Annotated in this window: 14 protein-coding genes; 7 read left to right on the top strand and 7 right to left on the bottom strand. The window is 68.3% G+C overall.

What is annotated here, in order from left to right; all coding sequences use genetic code 11:
- Position 1: 1 nt before the first annotated feature.
- Positions 2 to 1,468 (top strand): Ni/Fe hydrogenase subunit alpha, encoded by a 1,467-nt coding sequence (locus IPN47_20290; protein ID MBK9410341.1) that lies wholly within the window; start codon positions 2 to 4, stop codon positions 1,466 to 1,468.
- Between the two features lie 13 nt (positions 1,469 to 1,481).
- Positions 1,482 to 1,967 (top strand): hydrogenase maturation protease, encoded by a 486-nt coding sequence (locus tag IPN47_20285; protein ID MBK9410340.1) that lies wholly within the window; start codon positions 1,482 to 1,484, stop codon positions 1,965 to 1,967.
- A gap of 29 nt (positions 1,968 to 1,996) precedes the next feature.
- Here IPN47_20285 and IPN47_20280 read toward each other — a convergent pair whose 3' ends face one another.
- The 4 genes from IPN47_20280 to IPN47_20265 all read right to left on the bottom strand — a co-directional run bounded on the left by IPN47_20280 (position 1,997) and on the right by IPN47_20265 (position 8,188).
- Entirely contained in the window at positions 1,997 to 3,466 is a 1,470-nt protein-coding gene (locus IPN47_20280; protein MBK9410339.1) for an exo-alpha-sialidase, read from the bottom strand.
- A gap of 3 nt (positions 3,467 to 3,469) precedes the next feature.
- Positions 3,470 to 4,426, bottom strand: coding sequence for an SDR family NAD(P)-dependent oxidoreductase (locus IPN47_20275; protein ID MBK9410338.1), 957 nt, complete (start codon positions 4,424 to 4,426; stop codon positions 3,470 to 3,472).
- Between the two features lie 192 nt (positions 4,427 to 4,618).
- On the bottom strand, positions 4,619 to 6,448 hold the full coding sequence (locus tag IPN47_20270; protein MBK9410337.1) for a CocE/NonD family hydrolase: 1,830 nt from the start codon (positions 6,446 to 6,448) through the stop codon (positions 4,619 to 4,621).
- 123 nt (positions 6,449 to 6,571) lie between these two features.
- Positions 6,572 to 8,188, bottom strand: coding sequence for a M1 family metallopeptidase (locus IPN47_20265; protein ID MBK9410336.1), 1,617 nt, complete (start codon positions 8,186 to 8,188; stop codon positions 6,572 to 6,574).
- 192 nt (positions 8,189 to 8,380) lie between these two features.
- Here IPN47_20265 and IPN47_20260 point away from each other — a divergent pair, with 192 nt between their 5' ends.
- Both IPN47_20260 and IPN47_20255 read left to right on the top strand, forming a co-directional pair.
- Positions 8,381 to 8,584: a DUF350 domain-containing protein gene (locus tag IPN47_20260; protein MBK9410335.1), complete on the top strand. Its 204-nt coding sequence runs from the start codon at positions 8,381 to 8,383 to the stop codon at positions 8,582 to 8,584.
- Positions 8,585 to 8,599: 15 nt separating this feature from the next.
- Positions 8,600 to 9,238: a transglycosylase SLT domain-containing protein gene (locus IPN47_20255; GenBank protein MBK9410334.1), complete on the top strand. Its 639-nt coding sequence runs from the start codon at positions 8,600 to 8,602 to the stop codon at positions 9,236 to 9,238.
- On the opposite strand, the gene IPN47_20250 is transcribed toward IPN47_20255, so the two are convergent.
- Together IPN47_20250 and IPN47_20245 are read right to left on the bottom strand one after the other, a co-directional pair.
- Positions 9,228 to 10,892, bottom strand: a complete 1,665-nt coding sequence (locus IPN47_20250; GenBank protein ID MBK9410333.1) for a response regulator — start codon at positions 10,890 to 10,892, stop codon at positions 9,228 to 9,230. The two genes, IPN47_20255 and IPN47_20250, sit on opposite strands and share 11 nt — an antisense overlap.
- Positions 10,811 to 11,689 carry a cache domain-containing protein gene (locus IPN47_20245; GenBank protein MBK9410332.1) on the bottom strand — a complete coding sequence of 293 codons (879 nt, stop codon included), beginning with the start codon at positions 11,687 to 11,689 and terminating at the stop codon, positions 10,811 to 10,813. The genes IPN47_20250 and IPN47_20245 overlap by 82 nt, the downstream gene beginning before the upstream one ends.
- A 504-nt stretch (positions 11,690 to 12,193) precedes the next feature.
- Between IPN47_20245 and IPN47_20240 the strand changes: the two genes are divergently transcribed.
- Genes IPN47_20240 through IPN47_20230 form a run of 3 tightly spaced genes read left to right on the top strand, consistent with a single transcriptional unit; the run spans position 12,194 to position 17,646 of the window.
- A complete protein-coding gene (locus IPN47_20240) occupies positions 12,194 to 15,250 on the top strand; it encodes a SusC/RagA family TonB-linked outer membrane protein (protein ID MBK9410331.1) in 3,057 nt (1,018 codons plus the stop codon).
- Positions 15,251 to 15,267: 17 nt separating this feature from the next.
- The gene (locus tag IPN47_20235) at positions 15,268 to 16,869 is read left to right on the top strand and encodes a RagB/SusD family nutrient uptake outer membrane protein (GenBank protein MBK9410330.1); all 1,602 of its coding nucleotides are present in this window, start codon (positions 15,268 to 15,270) and stop codon (positions 16,867 to 16,869) included.
- A gap of 6 nt (positions 16,870 to 16,875) precedes the next feature.
- On the top strand, positions 16,876 to 17,646 hold the full coding sequence (locus IPN47_20230) for a DUF4397 domain-containing protein (protein ID MBK9410329.1): 771 nt from the start codon (positions 16,876 to 16,878) through the stop codon (positions 17,644 to 17,646).
- Positions 17,647 to 17,853: 207 nt separating this feature from the next.
- Here IPN47_20230 and IPN47_20225 read toward each other — a convergent pair whose 3' ends face one another.
- The gene (locus IPN47_20225) at positions 17,854 to 19,569 is read right to left on the bottom strand and encodes a D-aminoacylase (GenBank protein ID MBK9410328.1); all 1,716 of its coding nucleotides are present in this window, start codon (positions 19,567 to 19,569) and stop codon (positions 17,854 to 17,856) included.
- Positions 19,570 to 19,582 lie beyond the last annotated feature (13 nt).

Genomic DNA, 19,582 nt, shown 5'->3' with positions numbered 1-19,582 from the left:
CATGACTTCGCTCGAGACCTCACGCACCGACAAGCCCACGCGGCGCATCGCCATCGAGCAGGTGTCGCGCGTGGAGGGGCACGGCAAGGTGACGCTCCTGCTCGACGACGAGGGGCACGTGCACCAGGCGCGGCTCCACATCGTCGAGTTCCGCGGCTTCGAGCGCTTCATCCAGGGGCGCCCGTACTGGGAAGTGCCGGTGATGGTGCAGCGGCTGTGCGGCATCTGCCCGGTGAGCCACCACCTGGCGGCGTCGAAGGCGCTCGACGTCGTAGTCGGGGCCACGCAGCTCACGCCGACGGCCGACAAGGTGCGGCGGTTGATGCACTACGGGCAGATGCTGCAGTCGCACGCGCTGCACTTCTACTACCTGTCGACCCCGGACCTGCTCTTCGGCTTCGACAGCGACAAGGCGAAGCGCAACGTGGTCGGCGTCGCCGCGGCCTTCCCCGACCTGGCGACGCACGGCGTGTTGCTGCGGAAGTTTGGGCAGGAGATCATCCGCATCACGGCCGGCAAGCGCGTGCACGGGACGGGGTCGGTCCCGGGCGGGGTGAACCGCGCGGTGACGGTCGCCGAGCGGCTGGCGATGCTGGAGGAGATGCCGCAGATCATCGCGTGGGCACGCGAGGGGTTGGAGTTGGTGAAGGCGCTGCATCGCCAGCACCACGCCCTCTATGCCTCGTTTGGCCACTTCCGCTCCAACATGCTCTCGCTGGTTGGGGCCGACGGGCGCCTCGAGTTCTACGACGGCACGCTGCGCGCCCGCGATGCGGACGGAAACATCCTCCTGGACCACATCGCCCCGGCCGACTTCCGGCGGCACATCGCCGAAGAGGTGAAGCCGTGGACGTACATGAAGTTCCCCTACCTCACCGCGCTAGGTCCCGAGCGGGGGTGGTACAAGGTGGGGCCGCTGGCCCGCGTGCAGAACTGCGACTTCATTCACACGCCGCTGGCCGAGGCCGAGCGTCGGCACTTCAAGGATGCGCACAACGGCGAGGTGGTGCACGCGCCGCTCGCCTATCACTGGGCGCGCCTCATCGAGCTCCTGCACGCGGCCGAGGTCATCAGCGAGATGCTGCACGACGATGACCTGAGCGGCGAGACGCTGATGGCGGGCGGGGTGCGCACCGGTGAAGGGGTGGGGATCATCGAGGCGCCGCGCGGGACGCTGATCCATCACTACGAGGTCAACGAGCAGGACCTGGTGACGATGTGCAACCTCATCGTCTCCACGACGCACAACAACCAGGCGATGAACGAGGCGGTGCGGTCGGTGGCGCGCGAGTACATCGACGGCCAGACGGTCACCGAGGGGTTGCTGAACCACATCGAGGTGGCGATCCGGGCCTTCGACCCCTGTCTCTCGTGTGCCACGCACGCGTTGGGGCAGATGCCGCTGGTGGTCGAACTGCGCGACGCCGCAGGCGCGCTGGTCGATCGGGTCACGCGCAACGCGCCATGAGGGGGTGCGCGCGATGACGGCGCCCGTACTGGTCTTCGGCTACGGGAACCCGTCCCGCGGCGATGACGCGCTTGGCCCCGAGTTCGTGCGCCGCCTCGAGCTTCGCTGCGCCGATGCCATCGCGTGCGGCGAAGTGGAGGTGCTGACCGACTTCCAGCTGCAGGTGGAGCACGCGCTCGACCTGCGGGGGCGCGAGCAGGTGTACTTCGTCGATGCCACGACCGAGGCGGGGGCGCCGGGTTATGCCGTGCGCCCGGTGGTGGCGGCGCACGACGTGGCGTTCACCACGCACGCCCTCTCCCCCGCAGCGCTGCTGCAGACCTATCGCGCCGTAGTCGGCGACCCCGTCCCCGAAACCTTCGTCATCGCCATTCGGGGCTCGCAGTTCGAGTTGGGCGAGGCGATGAGCGAGGGAGCCGCTGTGCAGCTGACGGCGGCGCTCGACGACTTCGTGGGGCGGCTCGGCCGACTCGGCGGGCGAACGCCCGCCACTACCTAACGGGACCTGCCAGCGGCGATCCGCGCGGCTCAGCGCCCGCGCGCCCTTGCAGTAATCGCCGCAGTCCAGACCTGCTGGACGCCCGTGCGATTGTCGATCCAGAGGGCGTGGAAGCGGCCATCGGCGGCTGCGGCGAGTCCCGCCGTGTCGCCTCCGTTAGGCAGATAGTCGGGCCCCTGCTGCGCGGCGCGGGCGTTGGGGGCCGTGGAGACGGCAACGCTCGGGCTCCAACTCGCGCCACCATCCAGCGACGCGGCGAAGCGCGGGCGATAGCCCTCGGCGGCAGGGAACTCGCGCCGGTCGTACCAGAGCACGCCCACCACGCCGGCGCCGTTCACGGCGATCGTGGCCATGGAGTGATCGGGTCCGCCGTTAGGCAGCCGAGTGCCGGCGTCGTCGTTCACGGGGCGCGGGGGCGACCAGGTGGCGCCGGCGTCGTCGGAGGAGGTGAGCAGGATCTCCCCGCGCCCCGAGGCGAAGTCGGCCCAGGTCACGTACAGGCGCCCGCGATGGGGGCCGCGACTCGTGTCGACGGCGATGGTGCCGGTGATGCCGCGCGCGTGCGCGAGGTTGTAGCCGCTGTGGACGCGGGCGACGAGGGTCGGCGGGGCGAGCGTGCGACCGCCGTCGGTGGACCGGGCCAGCATCAGGGCGCTGCCCACCACGGTCGGCTTGCCGGTGGGCGACGCGGTCTCGCCCTTCCCTTGTTCGGCGAGCGTCATGTGCGTGTAGAGCACCGCGATCGAACCGTCGGGGAGGATCACGACCCCGTCCATCCCCGCGTTGCTCCCGGCGGACGCGGTCTGGTCCATGAGGGCGCGTTGCGCCGGCGCACCGAAGGTCGCGCCGCCATCGTCGGAACGAATCAGGGCGACCGTGTTGCGGAAGCTGGCGTTGTCATGCCGCGGCTCCTCGCCGTGCAGGTGTCCGTTGTACGCGACGTAGAGCGCGCCGTTCGTGCCATCGATCGCCATGAACGGGCGGTCGTTGACCTGCGGTCCCCTGACCATGGGGAGCCACGTGCGCCCCGCATCGCGCGATCGCTCGAGCCCCAGGTAGTCGAGGTCGGAGTTGACGCTCCCCGCGGGGGTGGGCGTGCCGTCATTCACCTTGTGCGTGAAGATCGCGGTGCCGTCAGCGGCCCAGCCACAGGTCGGGTCGTTGGCCCAGTGCGCGGTGGTGACGATCGGCGCCGACCAGGTGCGTCCCGCGTCGGCGGAAATCCACGCGGCCGACTTCACGCGCCGGTTAGGCTCCGGCTCGAGCATCGAGCAGGCGAGGAGGCGGCGCGCGTCGGTGGGATGCGCCGCGATGACCACCTCGTTGAACGGCGACGAGGGGCGCGTGGCGCTGACGTGGACGTTGGCGGAGACGGTGAGTTCCGCCCCCTGCGCCGTCGCGGGCGCCGCCGATTCGGGTGCGGCGCCAGCGTTTGCGCTGAGGCAGGCGACCGCGACCAGGACGGGGAGCGACAGTCGGGACGGCGCCGAACGGGTCATGCGCTACTTCGCCACCTTGGCCAGCGCCTCATCCAGCATCTTCACCAGCGCCTCGCGATCGTACGTGAACTGGTGCCCGTGGTTGAGCTGCACGAGCTCGTCCATCGCCTTCCGGATCGTCACCGCCGCCTGTCCCGCCGCCGGCACCACCATGTAACGCGGCTGCGGCTTCACGCTCGTGAAGGCGTGCAGCGCCGCCTTGGCCACGTCGTCGGGCTCCGGGTAGTTGTCGTAGTTCCCCATCGCGCGCACGAAGCCCTGCATCGCCGCCTCGAACGGCGTCCCCTTGGCCCGGTCGGCCGCCGCCTGCGCCTGCGCCATGGTGTTGCGGCCGATGTCGGACTTGTAGTTGCCGGGTTCGATGAGGGACGACGTCACCCCCATCGGCGCCATCTCCGCGCCTAACGCATCGCCGAACGCCTCGATGGCGTGCTTGCTCATGGAGTACACGCCGAGCAGCGGGCCGGAGAGGATGCCGGAGATGGACGACACCGTGACGACGCGCCCCTTGGAGGCGATGAGCATGGGCGCGAAGGCCTTGGTCACCCGCCACGGCCCCATGACGTTCACGTCGAGTACCGACTGCAGCTCCTTCTCCTCGGTCGACACCAGCGCCCCGCCCACGGCGATGCCGGCGTTGTTGACCACGCCGTACAGCCCGCGCCCTTCGCGCTCGACGAGCGTCACCGCCGCCGCGAGATCGTTCGCCGAGGTCACATCGAGCCGGATTCCCTTCATGTTGGGGATCTTCGACAGCTCGGCGATGTCCTCCGCCTTGCGGGCGCCGGCATACACGTAGAACCCCTCGGTGGCGAGCCGCTCGGCGATCTTGCGGCCGATGCCGGAGCTGGCGCCGGTGACCAGGACGGCGCGCTGCGGCGTTTGCGCGACGAGCCCCTGCGCGAAGAAGGCGGGGGCGAGGACGAGGGTCGCGAGGAGGAGCCGAACGAAGGGTCGCATGGGGGAGGCACGGTGAGAGGATGAGGAAACAAGTCGCACCCGCCACCCTGCCCGCAAGGCCTCAGGGACGAACGCCGGAAAGACGGGGCCGGGGCTTCGCGGTGTGTGCCGCCACTGGGGGAGGGCTGCTGGCGGTCGCCGACAGCGCCGAGCGATACACCTGCTACCAGATGCCGTTAGGCGCGCGGCCCCTCATCGCACCACGGGAAGGACGATGCGGGACGGGTGCCGTGCGTCGCGGTACACGAGCACCGTCGGCGCTCCGTGCGTGACCCGCACGTGGGTGTCGCGGTCGGCCCCCTGCACGGTGATCCGGATGCGATGGCCCGCCTTGAATCGTTTCGCTGTCGGGAGGAGGTCGAACTGCAGCTCCGTCGGCACCATCGGCAGGACGCGGACGTCCGCCGCGTGGCTGCGCGGCCAGGGGAGCCCGAAGTTGCGATAGGGCGGCGTCGCCAGGCGACGGTGCGAGGCACGCAGCACCCCCTCGGTGACGTAGGTCGAGCGCCCGTCAGGAGCAACATCCTCCAGGTAGACGATCGCGTCGACGTCGCCTGCCGACGACGCCACCCAGAGGTGGACGACGGGGTGACCGATGACCTCGACGGGTGCAGCCAGCGCCTCGGTGGTGTAGGTGAGCCCCTTGGCGTCGTTGGCCGCCAGGTCGGGATAGCCGCCCGGGCCGCCGTACGTGGCGGCCCATCGGGTGGCGGGTCCCACGGTCGCCGTCGTGTCGACGCGCAGCGTGTCGACTCCCGCCGCCTCCCGCACGCGGGCCAGCGCGTTGGCGTTAGGCGTCTCACCCCGCGACCGCGCCCCGAAGTGGAACACCGTGGCGCGCGCCTCGGCGATCGGCCAGCGGCGCGCGGTGCGCCACTGCTCGCCCGCCGGCGCGTCGATGACGAAGTAGCGAATCGGGGGCTCGCGCATGATCCCGTTGTCGATGCCCTTGAGCCAGTGGTCGAACCAGCGCAGGCGCTCCGTGGCGAGGTCGAACCCTGTGGTCTCCCCGTGGAACCACGGCCCCATCACCAGCTTGCGCGGGACGGTCAGGTTCTCGTGCCAGAGAAGGGCGTCGCGCGGGAAAGCGTCGAACCAGCCAGCCAGTCCGTACACCGCCACCCCGGACGCGTTGATCTGCGCGAGATAGGTAGCGGGGCCGCGCTCCTGATGGATGGGCTTCCCGCTGATGGAATCGCGGCTGTCGCGATAGGGGACGCCGCGCCACATCTCCAGCATGTCGCGATTGACGCGGTGCGCCGCGATGGCGGAGTCTCGGAGCAGGCGACCGTCGGGACCATCGACGGGGGCGACGCCGTCGAAGCGCAGCGGCCCCCACGTGAATCGCGCCCCCGAGTCGAGGCCTTTCGTCAGGCGCTGCCATTGGGTGAAGAAGTCGTCGCGGAAGACCCCGCCCGGATAGATGAAGGGATACCACTCGAAGACGTACATCTCCGGGAAGATCGCCTTGAGGTGCGGCGGCGCCTGGCTGGCCGCGAAGAGCTGGGTGATCCCGAGGTACGACCTCCCGATCATCCCCACCCGCCCCGTCGACCACGACTGCGCGGCGAGCCACTCGGTGATCTCGTACGCGTCGCGCGCCTCGTCAGGCATGAAGAAGCCCTGCTGCGTCCCCATCGATGCCCCGGCGCCGCGCGCATCAACGGCCGCCACCACATATCCATGGCGCAGGAGACGGTCGACGCCGGCGCCAAAGCCGTTGATGTAGTCGATGAGCGTGTCACCGCGCATGAAGGCGCGATTGTACCGATGGTGCGTCCACACGACGGGGAGGCGCTCCTCGTGCACCACCCCCTGTCGCGTGGGGCGATAGAGGTCGACGGCCAGTCGGATGCCGTCGCGCATGGCGACGTGGCGCGACTCGCGGCGATAGCCGTCGTACGTGGCCGTCGAGTAGCCGCTATACTCGCCCGGTGCCGAGCGGCGGGGCTGGGCGTGGGTCAGAGCGGGCGGCAGCAGGAGTGCCAAACTGACCACTGCCGCCGTAATCGAATGGGACATGGTCGAGGACGAAGTCAGGCGCCCGAGGGCGCGGTGGAGGCCGCGGTAACTGTTACGAGGGGGCGCAGCAGCCAGTGAATCGCCGGCGGCGGCGCGCCGCGCACGCGGCGCCGCCTGCTCGCATCACCGCCGCGTCAGCCCCCCCTCGAACAGCGCCCGCACCTCCGGATCCAACGTCACCCCACTCGGCGCGCGTTCAGCTGCAAAGGTGAACCGACGCACGGCCCCACCCAATTGCAGCCGCTCGACGCGCGCCGCCGCCCCCGGCACTTCGATCGCTACCTCCAGTGGCATCACGAACGGCGCCCCCGCTTGCACCTGGCGCACCTCGATCACCACCTCTCGCGCCTTGGCATCCCAGTGCCACGTCCCCTCCAGCCGCGGAATGCCTCCGCGGTACAGCCACTGCTGGAAGAATGCGGAGAGATCCTCGCCAGCTGCACGCTCCATCACGCGGCGAAAGTCGTCCGTGGACGCGCTCGCGTCGCGGTAGCGCGCATGATACTCCCGGATCCCCGCCCAGAATCGATCGTCCCCCATCCGCTGCCGCAGCATGTGCAGCACCCAGCTCCCCTTCTGGTACGTCATCGACGTGGTCACCTGCGACATGTCGTCCAGGTTCTCGTGGATCACGCGGTAGTCAGGGCGCTTGGCGTAGAAGTCGATCACCGTCTTGCGTGAGTCGCGCAGCCCGTCGGCGAATGCGTCGCGTCCATACGCGTGCTCGATGAAGAGCAGGGTGAAGTACGTGGCGAAGCCCTCGCTCAACCAGACGTCGTTCCAGTCCTTCTCGGTGACGGCGTTCCCCCACCATTGGTGCGCAATCTCGTGGATGATCACGTTGCGCCACCGCACACTTCGCGTCCCGGTCACGCTCCCGGCGCTGTAGAAGATGGCCGAGGCGGCCTCCATCCCGCCGCTCACCGAGTTGGATTGCACGTTGGCGAGCTTCTCGTACGAGAAGGGGCCGATGAACTCCGAGTAGAAGGCCATCGCCTCCTTCACCGGGACGGCAAAGTCGTGAAAGCCGGCGTCGCGATCCTTGTGGAAGACCCACGTCTCGAGCGGGATGCCGTTGTAGTCGCCCACGTGCTGCACGGCGAATCGCGCCACGCCGAGCACGTAGAGCCACGGCGCGATGGGGACCGACTCGCGCCAGACGGTGCGGCGCATGCCGTCGGATACATCGGTCTCCTCCATGCGCCGCCCGTTGGAGATGACCTGGTAGTGCGCGGGCGCGGTGACGTCCATCTCCATGGTCGCCTTGTCGGAGATGTGGTCGATGGTGGGGAGCCACTGGCGCGCCTTGTCGGGCCAGTCGTCGGAGAAGAAGGTGCGGTCGCCGTGCGCGTTAGGCTTGATGAGCAACCCGTCGGCGGGGATGCCGGCGTAGCGGACCACGAACTCCGTCACCTGCCCCTGCGCTGACGGAGCGGCGAGCGTCATGGCGAGGCGGTCGCCCAGGTGCGTGAAGGCCAGCGGCACGCCGCCACTCGACACGGCGCGCACGACCATCCCTTTCCCCTGTCGCGCGGCGGTGACGCCGGCGAGGTCGAGTTCCACGCGGGTGAGGCCGGCCGCGAGCAGGCGCATGCGTACCGTGGCTTCACCCTCGATGCGATCGGTGGAGTCGGTGAGGGTGAGGGCGAAGCGATAGTGCTCGACGTCGACCGGCTGGCGGGGATACGTGTCGATCGCGCCGCCGAGCATCGTCAGCAGCAGGTACGCATGGTGCAACACGGAATGGTCCTGGTCGCGAGGGAGGAGAAAGTCCGGTCGGGGACCACCGGCCGCAAGCGGCGCGGCGGGGCACCTGGCATGATGTCCCCCTGACGCCTGACGGCGGATCGGTGCTAGCATCTCCCTGGTGAGGGGATGCATCCTTCACCGCTCGATCGACCGCCTGGCGGGTTCCCCGAATCCCATGTCTCCATGCAGTGGTCCATCATCGCCCTCAACTTCCTCTACGCCGCCCTCGGCGTCGCGATGATGTTCGTCGCCTACCGCGTCATCGACCTGCTCACCCCCAAGGTCGACTTCGAGGAAGAGCTCAAGAAGGGGAACATCGCGGTCGGCCTCTTCATCGCCGCGATCTTCATCGCGGTGGCGATCGTCATCGGCGGCGCGCTCAACTAGCGGCACACACGGCACATGCGCGCTGCGCAACTGTCCCTTGCCGTACTGACCCTCGGCGCGCTCGCAACGCTCGCCCCGCGCACGGCACGCGCGCAGCGGCGCGCCCCCGCCGACCGCTACGACGACACCTTCAGCAAGTACAGCAAGCGCTACTTCGGCCCGGCCTTCGACTGGCGGATCTTCAAGGCGCAGGGGATGGCGGAGAGCAACCTCGACCCCAAGGCGCGGAGCCAGGTGGGGGCACGCGGGGTGATGCAGCTGATGCCCGCGACCTTTCGCGAGATCGCCTCGAAGAACCCCGAGCTCAAGCGCATCGACCACCCGGAGATGAACATCGCTGCGGGAATCGCATACGACCGGCAGCTGTGGACGCGCTGGGAGGGTGACTCCGTGCTCACCGACGTGCGGACCTTCACCTTCGCCAGCTACAACGCGGGGCGCCGCACGCTGCTCAACGCCCAGACGACGGCGCGCACCTCGGGGCTCGATCCGCGGCGCTGGCCGAGCATCGAGTCGGTGGCCCCCAAGGTGGAGCGCTGGCGGCACGTAGAGACGCTGGACTACGTGAAGCGCATCGACGCCTTCCACGCCCAGCTCGACGAGCGCGGGCGCGTGATCGTCGACTCGGTCTCGGCGCGCGGGGTCAGGAAGTAACGCCTCGCGCGGGAGCGCCGCGCGACGCGCGCGTGCGCTCCTCCACGCGACGCAGCACCGCCGCGACCTGCTCCACCACGATCGGCTTCTCGAGGAAGTCGTCCATCCCGGCCTCGCGACAGGCCGCCCGCCCCTCGTCGGTGACGTTGGCGGTGACGCCGACGATGAGCGGACGTGCATCGGCGTTAGGCATGCTGGCGACGATGCGTCGCGCGGCCTCGAGCCCATCCATGCCGGGCATCTGGACATCCATGAAGACGACCGCGTAGCGACCGCGCACCGCCCCCTCCACCGCCGCCGCGCCCTCAGCGACGAGGTCGACCTGGATCCCCAGTCGCTGCAGCACCTCCTGCATGACGAAACGATTGATAGGGCTGTCGTCGGCGACGAGGACGCGGGTGCGCGCCGGGGCCGCTGAGCGCAGGGCCGCGATGTCGAGGGGGAAGGCGGGGGTGCTGACCGGCGTGGGAGCCCGCTCGAGCGTGGTCTCCCGGCACGCGGCCTCCAGCACATTGCGCAGCAGCGCCGCCCGCACCGGCTTCCGGATCACGCGACGCGCATCGACGCAGCGCGCTTCGCCCCCGCTCACGGCGCGCCAGGAAAGTGGCGCCAGGGCAATGACGGCGCGGGGGCCCGTGGCGCCAGCCCGCGCGAGCACGTCGAGCAGCGGCTCCCCATTCGCGTCGCGCAATCCGACATCGATCGCGGCCACATCGAACGGAGCATGTGAGAGCGCTTCGCGGGCCTCCACCGCCGACGACAAGGCGACGACCTCGAGCCCCCACGACTCGGCCAGGGCCGCGAGCGCGCGCCGTTGGGCCGCGCAGTCGTCAACGAGGAGGAGGCGCCGCCGATGCAGCACCTTGCCCGGCATCGCGGCGCCGGCATCACGATCGTGGGCGGCGTCGAGCGCCACGCCAAAGCGGAAGGTACTCCCCATCCCTTCGGCACTCTCGACCTCGATCGTTCCGCCCATCAGCTCGACGAGGCGCTTGCTGATCGCGAGCCCCAAGCCCGTGCCACCGTACTTGCGCGTGGTGGACGCATCGACCTGCGAGAACGAGGCGAACAACCGCTGCTGTCCCTCGGCGCTGATCCCGATCCCGGTGTCGCGCACGGCGAAGGCGAGGCGCCGTCGCTCGTCACCATCGCCGGGGAGCGCGGCGGACCCGTGGACGCGCACCTCGACCTCTCCTCGCTCCGTGAACTTCACGGCATTGCCGAGCAGGTTGAGGAGCACCTGTCGCAATCGCAGGCGATCGCCGCGCACGAAGGCCGGGACGTCGTGCGCCATGTGGCAGACCAGCTCGACCCCCCGCTCGCTGGCGCTTGGGGCGACGATCTCGAGGACCTCTTCCACGCAATCGCGCAAGGCGAAGTCCTGCGCCTCCAGCTCCACGCGCCCAGCCTCGACCTTGGAGAAGTCGAGGATGTCGTTGATGACCTCGAGCAGTCCGCCGGCGCTGGTGGAGATGATGCGCGCGTATTGCAGCTGGTCGGGGGTGAGGTGCTCATCCATGAGCAGGGCCGACATCCCCATGACACCGTTGAGCGGCGTGCGGATCTCGTGGCTCACGTTGGCGAGGAAGCGGCTCTTGGCCAGGCTGGCCTGCTCGGCGACGGCGGCGTGTTGCTCCGCCTGGCGACGCGCCACCTCGGCCAGCTCGCGCGCCTTTCGGCCTCGACGAGCGCCTCTCGCTCCCGGCGCTGTGCCGCGACGGTCGCGCTTAACGAGCGATAGGCGAGCATCCCCACGAGCGTCGCCAGCACGACGACGGCGCACCACGCGGTGATGGCGGCGTTGCGGATTGCGACCAAGCGGTGTTCGAGGTCGCGGACCCACATGTCGAGGCCGAGCACGCCGACGAAGTCGCCGCGCGAATCGCGGATGGGGGCGTAGGCGCTGAGGTAGCTCCGGTACTGCTCGCGCTCCAGAACCGGTGACACGACGGGCACCTGGCGTTCGAAGGCCGAGCGGAACGTGGGGTCGTTCCCGTTCCACGGCGACATGATGGAATCGGGGGCGATGGTGTCGCCCGCGACGCGATACAGCAGGTCGGTCCCCAGGACGAGGTAGATCTGCCGGTCGCGCCGAATCGCCGTGTAGACGTAGATGATGTCCTCGGACGCCTTGTGGAAGCGCAGCATCGGCGCGACCGCGCGCAGGTGCTCGGGGGTGAAGGCCTGGCGGTGCGAGGTAATCGTGCGATGCAGGTCGCCGTCGACCTGCGCGGCGAGGGTCGTGGCGAGCTGCGTCAGCTCGTGCCGTACCCCTTCGAGCTGCGCCTGACGGGCGCGCCATGCGGCGACGCTGAGTCCGACCGTTGCCACCAGCACGATGACCCCGCCCAGCATCACCGCGTCGCGAAGCGGGCGGAAGCCGCGGCGAACGGGGGTGATGCGGGGCTGGGGCGATGGCTCCGGCGCGAGGGGCGCAGTCGGGTGCGTCACCTTGGGGAGTATCGGCAGCTCGGACGGTGCGGTCGCGGCCGGAATCCCGGGGGCCGGGGTGGCCGGGGCGGTCCGAGCACGCCTAACGCACCGGCAATTCCTGCTGGTCTGACCAATTCGTGCCGCCGATACGTGGCGCAGGGGCAACAGCCCACCGTCGTGCCCTGTGTCAATCGGGGAGTTGTCCCTACTGGCGGCGTGTTCTTTGGTGACGCGTTTCGGGGTTCGCACGAATGTTGGAGCGCTTTTCTGCGCCTTTCTGCCGTCCCGAAGGGCGGCCGGAAGGCGCTTCGTGGATCACGGTGCGGCGAGCCCCGTTCTTGCGCGTGGGGCACCGCGCCGGAGGGCGAGGCCCAGGTGATCCTAACTCGCCTCAGCACCTCCACATCTCCTCTCCAACACCTTGCGCATGCACGACCACGACTTGTCCGCGCTCCACTCTCCGTCCACCGGATTCCGCATCCACCTCCTATGATAAAACGAGCACTCCTGGCCTTGGCGGCCATGCCAGCGTTGTTGCTGGCGCCGCTGGGAGTCGGAGCGGCGACGGCGCAGGCGCAAGCAGCACAGCCCCGGACCGTCACCGGCCGAGTCACCAGCGAACAGGGCGACCCTATGGGCTCCGTCTCCGTGATCATCAAGGGGACGAGCCAGGGGACCATGACCCGCGTCGACGGGAACTACACGATCCGCGTCGCCGTCGGGCAGATCCTCGTCTTCCGCCTCATCGGCAACGCCCCAGAAGAGCGCACCGTCGGCGCCAATGACGTCATCAACGTCACGCTCCGCCGCGTCGCGACGCAGCTCGACGCGATGGTCGTGACCGCCCTCGGGCAGACGGCGCAGGTCCGCACGCTCGGCACCTCGCAGCAGTCGGTCGAGGGGGCGGCGATCTCCGAGACGCAGCGCCAGAACTTCGTGAACGCGCTGCAGGGGCGCGTGGCCGGCGTCGAGGTCACCTCGTCGTCCGGCGTCCCGGGCGCCTCGTCGTCGATCACCATTCGTGGCGTCTCGTCGATTTCGTCGAGCAACCAGCCGCTGATGATCGTCGACGGCCTCCCGCTCGACAACAAGACACTCAATACCGGCGTCCTGGCTTCCGACGCCCCGGGGTCGCTCACCGCCTTCAGCAATCGCGGCGTCGACTTCACCAACCGTGCGGCCGACATCAACCCGGACGACATCGAGTCGCTCACGGTCCTCAAGGGCCCCGAGGCCTCGGCGCTCTACGGGATCGACGCGGCCAACGGCGCGATCGTCATCACCACCAAGCGCGGGCGTGCCGGCACCGGCGGCTTCGAGTATTCGTCGTCGATCAAGATGGAGAGCACGCGCAACACGCCCGAGCTGCAACGCACGTATGGCCTCACGTCGAACGCCGGCTTCTCGTACTTCGGTGCGCCCTACGCTGCCGGCACCACGTTCTACGACAACATCGACGGCTTCTTCCGCACGGCGCTCACGCAACGGCACAACCTCGCCTTCTCGGGCGCGGCCCCGGAAAACCGGATCAACTACCGCGTGGCGATGTCGGCCGACAAGCAGGAAGGGGTGGTCCCCAACTCCGACTACTCGCGCATCAACCTCACCGGCGCCTCGCAGTCGCAGGTGAACCGCTGGCTGCGCGCCGACCTGTCGATGCAGTACGCCCTGGCCAACAACAACCAGGCGTACAAGGGCGACAACGGCCCGCTCATCGGCCTGCTGCTCTGGCCGCAGACCGACAACGCCAAGGATTGGCTGACGCCGGCGGGCAACCGCCGCCGCCTGACGACGGCCGCGGCCTCGGGTGAGACGGACAACCCGTACTTCAACGTCGGGAAGAACCGGATCAACTCGAAGAACTCGCGCCTCGTGACCAACCTCGGCCTCATCGCCACCCCGTTCTCGTGGGTGAACGTGAAGTCGAACATCGGGATGGACAGCTACACCAACGAGAACTCCATCCTGCGGCACCCCGAGAGCGTGTACGGCAACACGTACAACGGCGTGCTCGACGAGGCCAACGACATCACGCGCAACCTCACCGCGCAGACGCTGGTGAACTTCGAGCGCTACGACATCACGAGCGACCTCTCGATCAACGGGCTGGTCGGCAACCAGGTGTCGGACTTCAAGTCGACGACGGCGGCGCTCAAGGGGCAGGACTTCCTCGACCCCAACTTCGTCTCGATCAACAACACGAACCTGCGCACCAACCGCACGACGCTCCTGCAGCGCCGCCTGGTCTCGCTCTTCTCCAGCGCGACGCTGAACTACAAGGACTACCTCTACCTCACCGGGACGCTGCGCAACGACTGGACGTCGACGATTCCGCAGGAGCGGAACTCGTTCATGTACCCGTCGATCTCGGGCTCCTTCGTCTTCTCCGACGCCTTCCCGTCGCTCAAGCAGTACCTCACGGGGCGGCTGCGCGGCGGCTACGCCGAAGTGGGCAAGGACGCGCGCCCGTACGCCTTCCGTCCGTCGCTGGAGTACAAGACGACGTCGTACGGCGGCTATGGCTACGGCTTCACGGGCCCCAACCTCGGGCTCAAGCCCGAGTTTGCGCGTTCGTACGAGTTCGGCACCGAGCTGGGCTTCTTCAAGGACCGACTCGGTGTCGACGTGACGTGGTACCGCAAGCAGACGAAGGACCAGATCGTCAACGACATCCGCGGGTCGTACGCGACGGGCTTCATCCTGTTCAACCTGAACGGGGCCGTCACGCGCAACGAGGGGTGGGAAGTGACGATGCGCGGGACGCCGGTGGAGACGCGCATGATCGCGTGGGACGTGCAGGCCAACTTCGAGCGCGCCCGAGGCAAGGTGCTGGCGCTGCCGAATGCGCTCCCCGAGTCGTACGTCTCCGACACGTGGCTCTTCGGCAACGTGCGCAACGGGACGGCGCCGGGACTCTCGACGCGCTCCCTCACGGGGCTCTTCTACCTGCGCAACAACAAGGGCGACATCCTCATCGACCCGACGACGGGGCTGCCGCTGCGCTCGACGATCTTCATCGACGGCGGCTACGATCGCCAGCCCGACTACACGATCGGCCTCACCAACACGTTCCGGCACCGTCGCTGGACGCTCAACTTCCTGGTCGACATCCGGAAGGGCGGTGACGTCCTCAACGCGACGGAGCAGTTCCTCACGGCACGTGGGCTCAGCAAGCGCACGCTCGACCGCGAGAAGCCGCGCGTGATTGCCGGCGTCCTGCGCGACGGCAAGGAGAACAGCGCCACGCCGACGCAGAACACGATCGTCGTGATCCCGGCGGTGCAGACGCAGTTCTACACCAGCATCAGTGAAGAGCTGTTCATCGAGAAGGACATCAACTGGCTGCGCATGCGCGACATCACGCTGCGCTACCAGCTCCCGCGGGGCTTCCTGCGCACGCGGGACGCCAGCGTCTTCGTCACGGGGACGGACCTCTTCCTCATCACCAACTACTCGGGGCTCGACCCCATCGTGAACGGCAACACGGCGGCCGTGGGCGGATCGGGGGCATCCGGGATCGATTACGGCAACTTCCCCATGCCGCGTGGCTTCACCTTCGGCTTCAAGGTGGGGTTCTGACCATGACGCGCACACTCATGAATCGCACGCGCCTGCATCGCACGCGCATCGGCGCGCTCGCCGCCCTCCTGGTGCTGTCGAGCGGCTGCAAGGACTTCCTCGACGTCAACGAAAACCCCAACGCCCCGCAGGTGGTATCGGCGAACCTGTACCTCTCGCCGATGCTGCACTGGATGACGACCTCGCCCCAGCTCGACGGGCGCTTCGTCGGGCGCTACACGCAGCAATGGTCGCTCTCGAGCGGCGTCACGGTGCTCTCCACCTGGGACCGCATGGGCTACGACCCGTCCAGCGACAACGGCGCGCAGCAGTGGCGCGACGTGTACTGGACGCTGGGGCAGAACCTGATCGACATGATGAACAAGGCCGAGGCGGAACAGCGCTGGGACCTGCTGGGCGTGGGCTACGTGCTCAAGGCCTGGGGGTGGCAGGTGACGACCGACCTGCACGGCGAGATCATCATCAAGGAAGCGATCGACCAGTCGAAGTTCACCTTCAACTACGACTCGCAGGAGTTCGCCTACCAGGAGATCCAGCGCCTGCTCACCAAGGCGATCGAGCTGCTGCAGAAGAACGACGGCGCGGTCGACGCAGCGTACCTCGGGCGCACGGACAAGATCTACAACGGCAACCGCACCAAGTGGCTCAAGCTGGCGTACGGCATGCTGGCGATGAACCTCAATCACTATTCCAACAAGGCGGCCTACAAGCCGGCCGAGGTGATCGCGGCGGTCAACAAGTCGCTGGCGAGCAATGCCGACGACCCGCTCCTGACGTACCCCGGGACGCAGAACGACGACATCAACTTCTGGGGGCGCACGCGCGGCAACATCCAGACGAACACGACCGGCTACCGCCAGACGCAGTTCGTCGTGAACCTGATGAACGGGACGTACACCGGCGGCGTGGTCGATCCGCGCATGAGCCGCATGCTGGCGCCGGCGCCCGACGGGGTGTATCGCGGCCTCGACATCAACGTCGTGGGCTTCGGCGCGCTCGCCGCCGCGCAGCAGCCGATGAACTTCCACGGCTACGTCGGCACCGGCGGGCTGCAGCAGAAGGGGCGCTACATCTTCGACGACAAGGCCAAGCTGGCGGTGATGACGTACGCGCAGCTGCAATTCATCAAGGCCGAAGCCGCCTACAGGATGGGCGACAAGGCGACCGCCCTGGCGGCGTATCGCGAAGGCGTGTCGTCGCACATCGATTGGGTGAACGCCCGCAACAACGACAACGGGCAGACCCCGACGCAGATCACGCCGGCCGAGAAGGCGGCCTACCTGGCGGCGCCGAGCATCATCCCGACGTCAGCGGCGGGGCTCACGCTCACCCAGATCATGACGCAGAAGTACATCGCGTTGTGGGGGTGGGGGCATAACGAGTTGTGGATGGACATGCGCCGCTACAACTACACCGACATCGATCCGGCCAGCGGGCAGCAGGTGTACCCGGGCTTCACGCCGCCGACCAACCTGTATCCGGACAACGGCGGCAAGATCGCGCAGCGCATCCGCCCGCGGTACAACTCGGAGTATGTGTGGAACCGCGCTGGGCTCGAGGCCATTGGCGGGCTGGCGCTGGACTACCACACGAAGCCGCTCTGGATCACTCAACCATAAATCGCCATGAACCGATATCGAGCGTTAGTGGCGCTGCTGTGCGCAGTGGTCCTCGCCTCCTGTGACAAGAACGCCGTCCAGGAGATCACCGGACCGCTCCCCACGTCGCGCATCAAGTTCTTCCACTTCGGGGTGAATGCGCCGGGCGTGAACTTCTACGCCAACACCACCAAGATGACGGCCACCACCTCGGCGACCGGCGTGGAGTCGACGACCGGCGTCGTGTACGGTGGCGTGGGATCCGGGGGCCTGTACTCTGCCATCGCCCCGGGCCCGTACACGTTGAGCGGGAAGATCGCCGCCACGGTCGACAAGGACCTGGCGATCGCCAGCGTCAATGCGACCATCGCGGATGGGAAGGCCTACTCGCTGTACCTGAGTGGCTTCTACAACACCACGACCAAGACGGTCGAGGGGTTCGTCGTCGAGGACAACTTCCCGGCGACCATCGACTTCTCGCAGGCGACGGTGCGGTTCGTCAACGCGATCTCCAACGCGAACCCGCTGACGCTGTACGCCAAGAACACGCTGACCGGTACCGAAGTGCCGGTGGGCGCGGCCGTGGCGTACAAGGCGGGAGGAGCGTTCGTCACCCTGCCGAACGGGACGTACGACCTGAACGCGCGCTACACCGGCGGGACGGCGAACGTCATCACGCGCACCGCGGTCTCGTTCTCCGCGGGGCGTGTGTACACGATCGGCGCGCGTGGCGACATCACCATCACGTCGACCACGGCGACCAACCGGCCGTTCCTGGACAACACGACGAATCGCTGATCGTTGGCGCGTGAGGTACGAACAACAAGAACCCCGGCTGATGAGGCCGGGGTTCTTGTCGTTCATGCCGGGTGGGTCCTTGGAAAGCGTGACACGGAGGTTCACGGAGGAGAACAGGGGTGTTGTGGTTTCCTCCGTGCCCTCCGTGAAACCCCCGTGAACCTCCGTGTCCGGCTTCTGCTGTTCCTGCGCCGCCGAGAACTGCGCCTAACGCCGATACCCCGGCCCACGTACCACGACCCCCGGCTTGGCCCCCGTGTGCTGCCCGTTGCGCAGCACCGCCACGCCGTTCACGAACATGTCACGCACCCCCGTCGAGAGCTGGTGCGGCTTCTCGAAGGTGGCGTTGTCGATGATGGTGTTGGGGTCGAAGACGATGACGTCGGCCTTGAGCCCCGCCTTGAGCACGCCACGGTCGCTGATGTTGAGGCGCGTGGCCACGGCCGACGACGCCTTGCGCACCGCATCCTCGAGCGGGATCACCTTCTGCTCGCGCACGTAGCGCCCGAAGAGGCGCGGGAAGTTGCCGTACGTGCGCGGGTGGGTCATCCCCTGCGCGGTGGCCGGGTCCTCGGAGCCGGCGTCGGTCCCGAACTTCATCCACGGCTGCTTGAGCTGCAGGCGGATGTTCTCCTCGCTCATGAGGAAGAGGATCTCGCCCAGCCCTGCCTTCTCCGCGACGTTGAGGTCGATCATCGCCTCCGCCCAGTCCTTGCCTAACGCCGAGGCGATCTCGTTCAGTCGCTTCCCCTCGAACTTCTTGAGCTCGGGCCTGGTGAAGCCGACGACCATCACGTTCTCGGGGCCGGCGATCTCGCACAGGTTCTCGTAGCCCGCGTCCCGGGCGTGCAGCTCGGCGACGATGGTGGCGCGCAGCGAGGCATTGCCGAGGTTCTCGAGCAGGCGCCCGCCGGCGGCGTACTTGGGCGGGATGCAGGCAGCGAAGGAGTTCCCCCCCGCCGGATAGAGGTACATGTCGGCCTGCACGTCCTGCCCGGCGGCGCGCGCCGAATCGATCTTGGCGATCGCCAGGGGCATCTTGGGCCAGTTGCGCGGGCCGCTCGCCTTGAGGTGGTAGATCTCAACCGGGACCCCTCCCTCGCGCCCGATGCGCAGTGCCTCGTCGATCGCCTCGAGGAACTTGTCCCCCTCGCTGCGCATGTGCGTGATGTAGACGCCGCCGTAGGGGGCCATCGCCTTGGACGCCTCGATGAGCTCCTCGGTGCTGGCGTAGGTGTTGGGCGGGTAGATCAGGGCGCTGGCGATGCCGAAGGCGCCGTCTTCCATCGAGCGGGCAACCATCGCCTTCATGCTGTCGCGCTCGACCACGGTGAGCGGCCCCGCCTCGGTCCCCTTGGCGTACACGCGTACCGTGCCATCGCCCAGGAACGACCCGACGTTCTGCGACGCGCCACGCCCCACCATGTATTCCAGCCACTTGGCGAAGCCGTGCGGCCCCACGAACTGCGACAGGACCCGACGAACCGCCGTATCGCCCTCGGCGGCCAGCAGCTTGTCGTTCATGGGACCTAACGACGATCCTTCGCCGTGGATGGCGGTGGTGATCCCCTGCGTCACCATCGAGATCGCCTTGCCATCGCCCAGCATGTAGTGCCCGATGGAATGCGCCTGGATGTCGATGAAGCCCGGAGACACGACGTGTCCCGTGGCGTCGACACGTTGGCCCGCGCGGGCGGTGCGGAACGCACCGCGCGGAGCGATGGCGGCGATGCGGTCACCGCGGAGGGCGACGTCGCCGTAGAACCAGGCGGAGCCGGTTCCATCGATGACTCGGCCGTTCTCGATGACGACGTCGTAAGCGGCGCCCGAGGCGCTGGGTGCGCTCTCCACGCTGGCGCGCGGGGCGCAGGCGGAGGAGGCGACCAGGGCCAGGGCGGTGGAAGCGAGGCGAAGGGTGCGCATGGTGCGGACGAGG

This window comes from Gemmatimonadota bacterium, from assembly GCA_016719105.1.
In the GTDB taxonomy this organism is placed as follows: Bacteria; Gemmatimonadota; Gemmatimonadetes; order Gemmatimonadales; family Gemmatimonadaceae; genus SCN-70-22.
The sequence above is the reverse complement of the archived record's forward strand: the minus strand, read 5'-3'. Positions and strand labels throughout refer to the sequence as shown.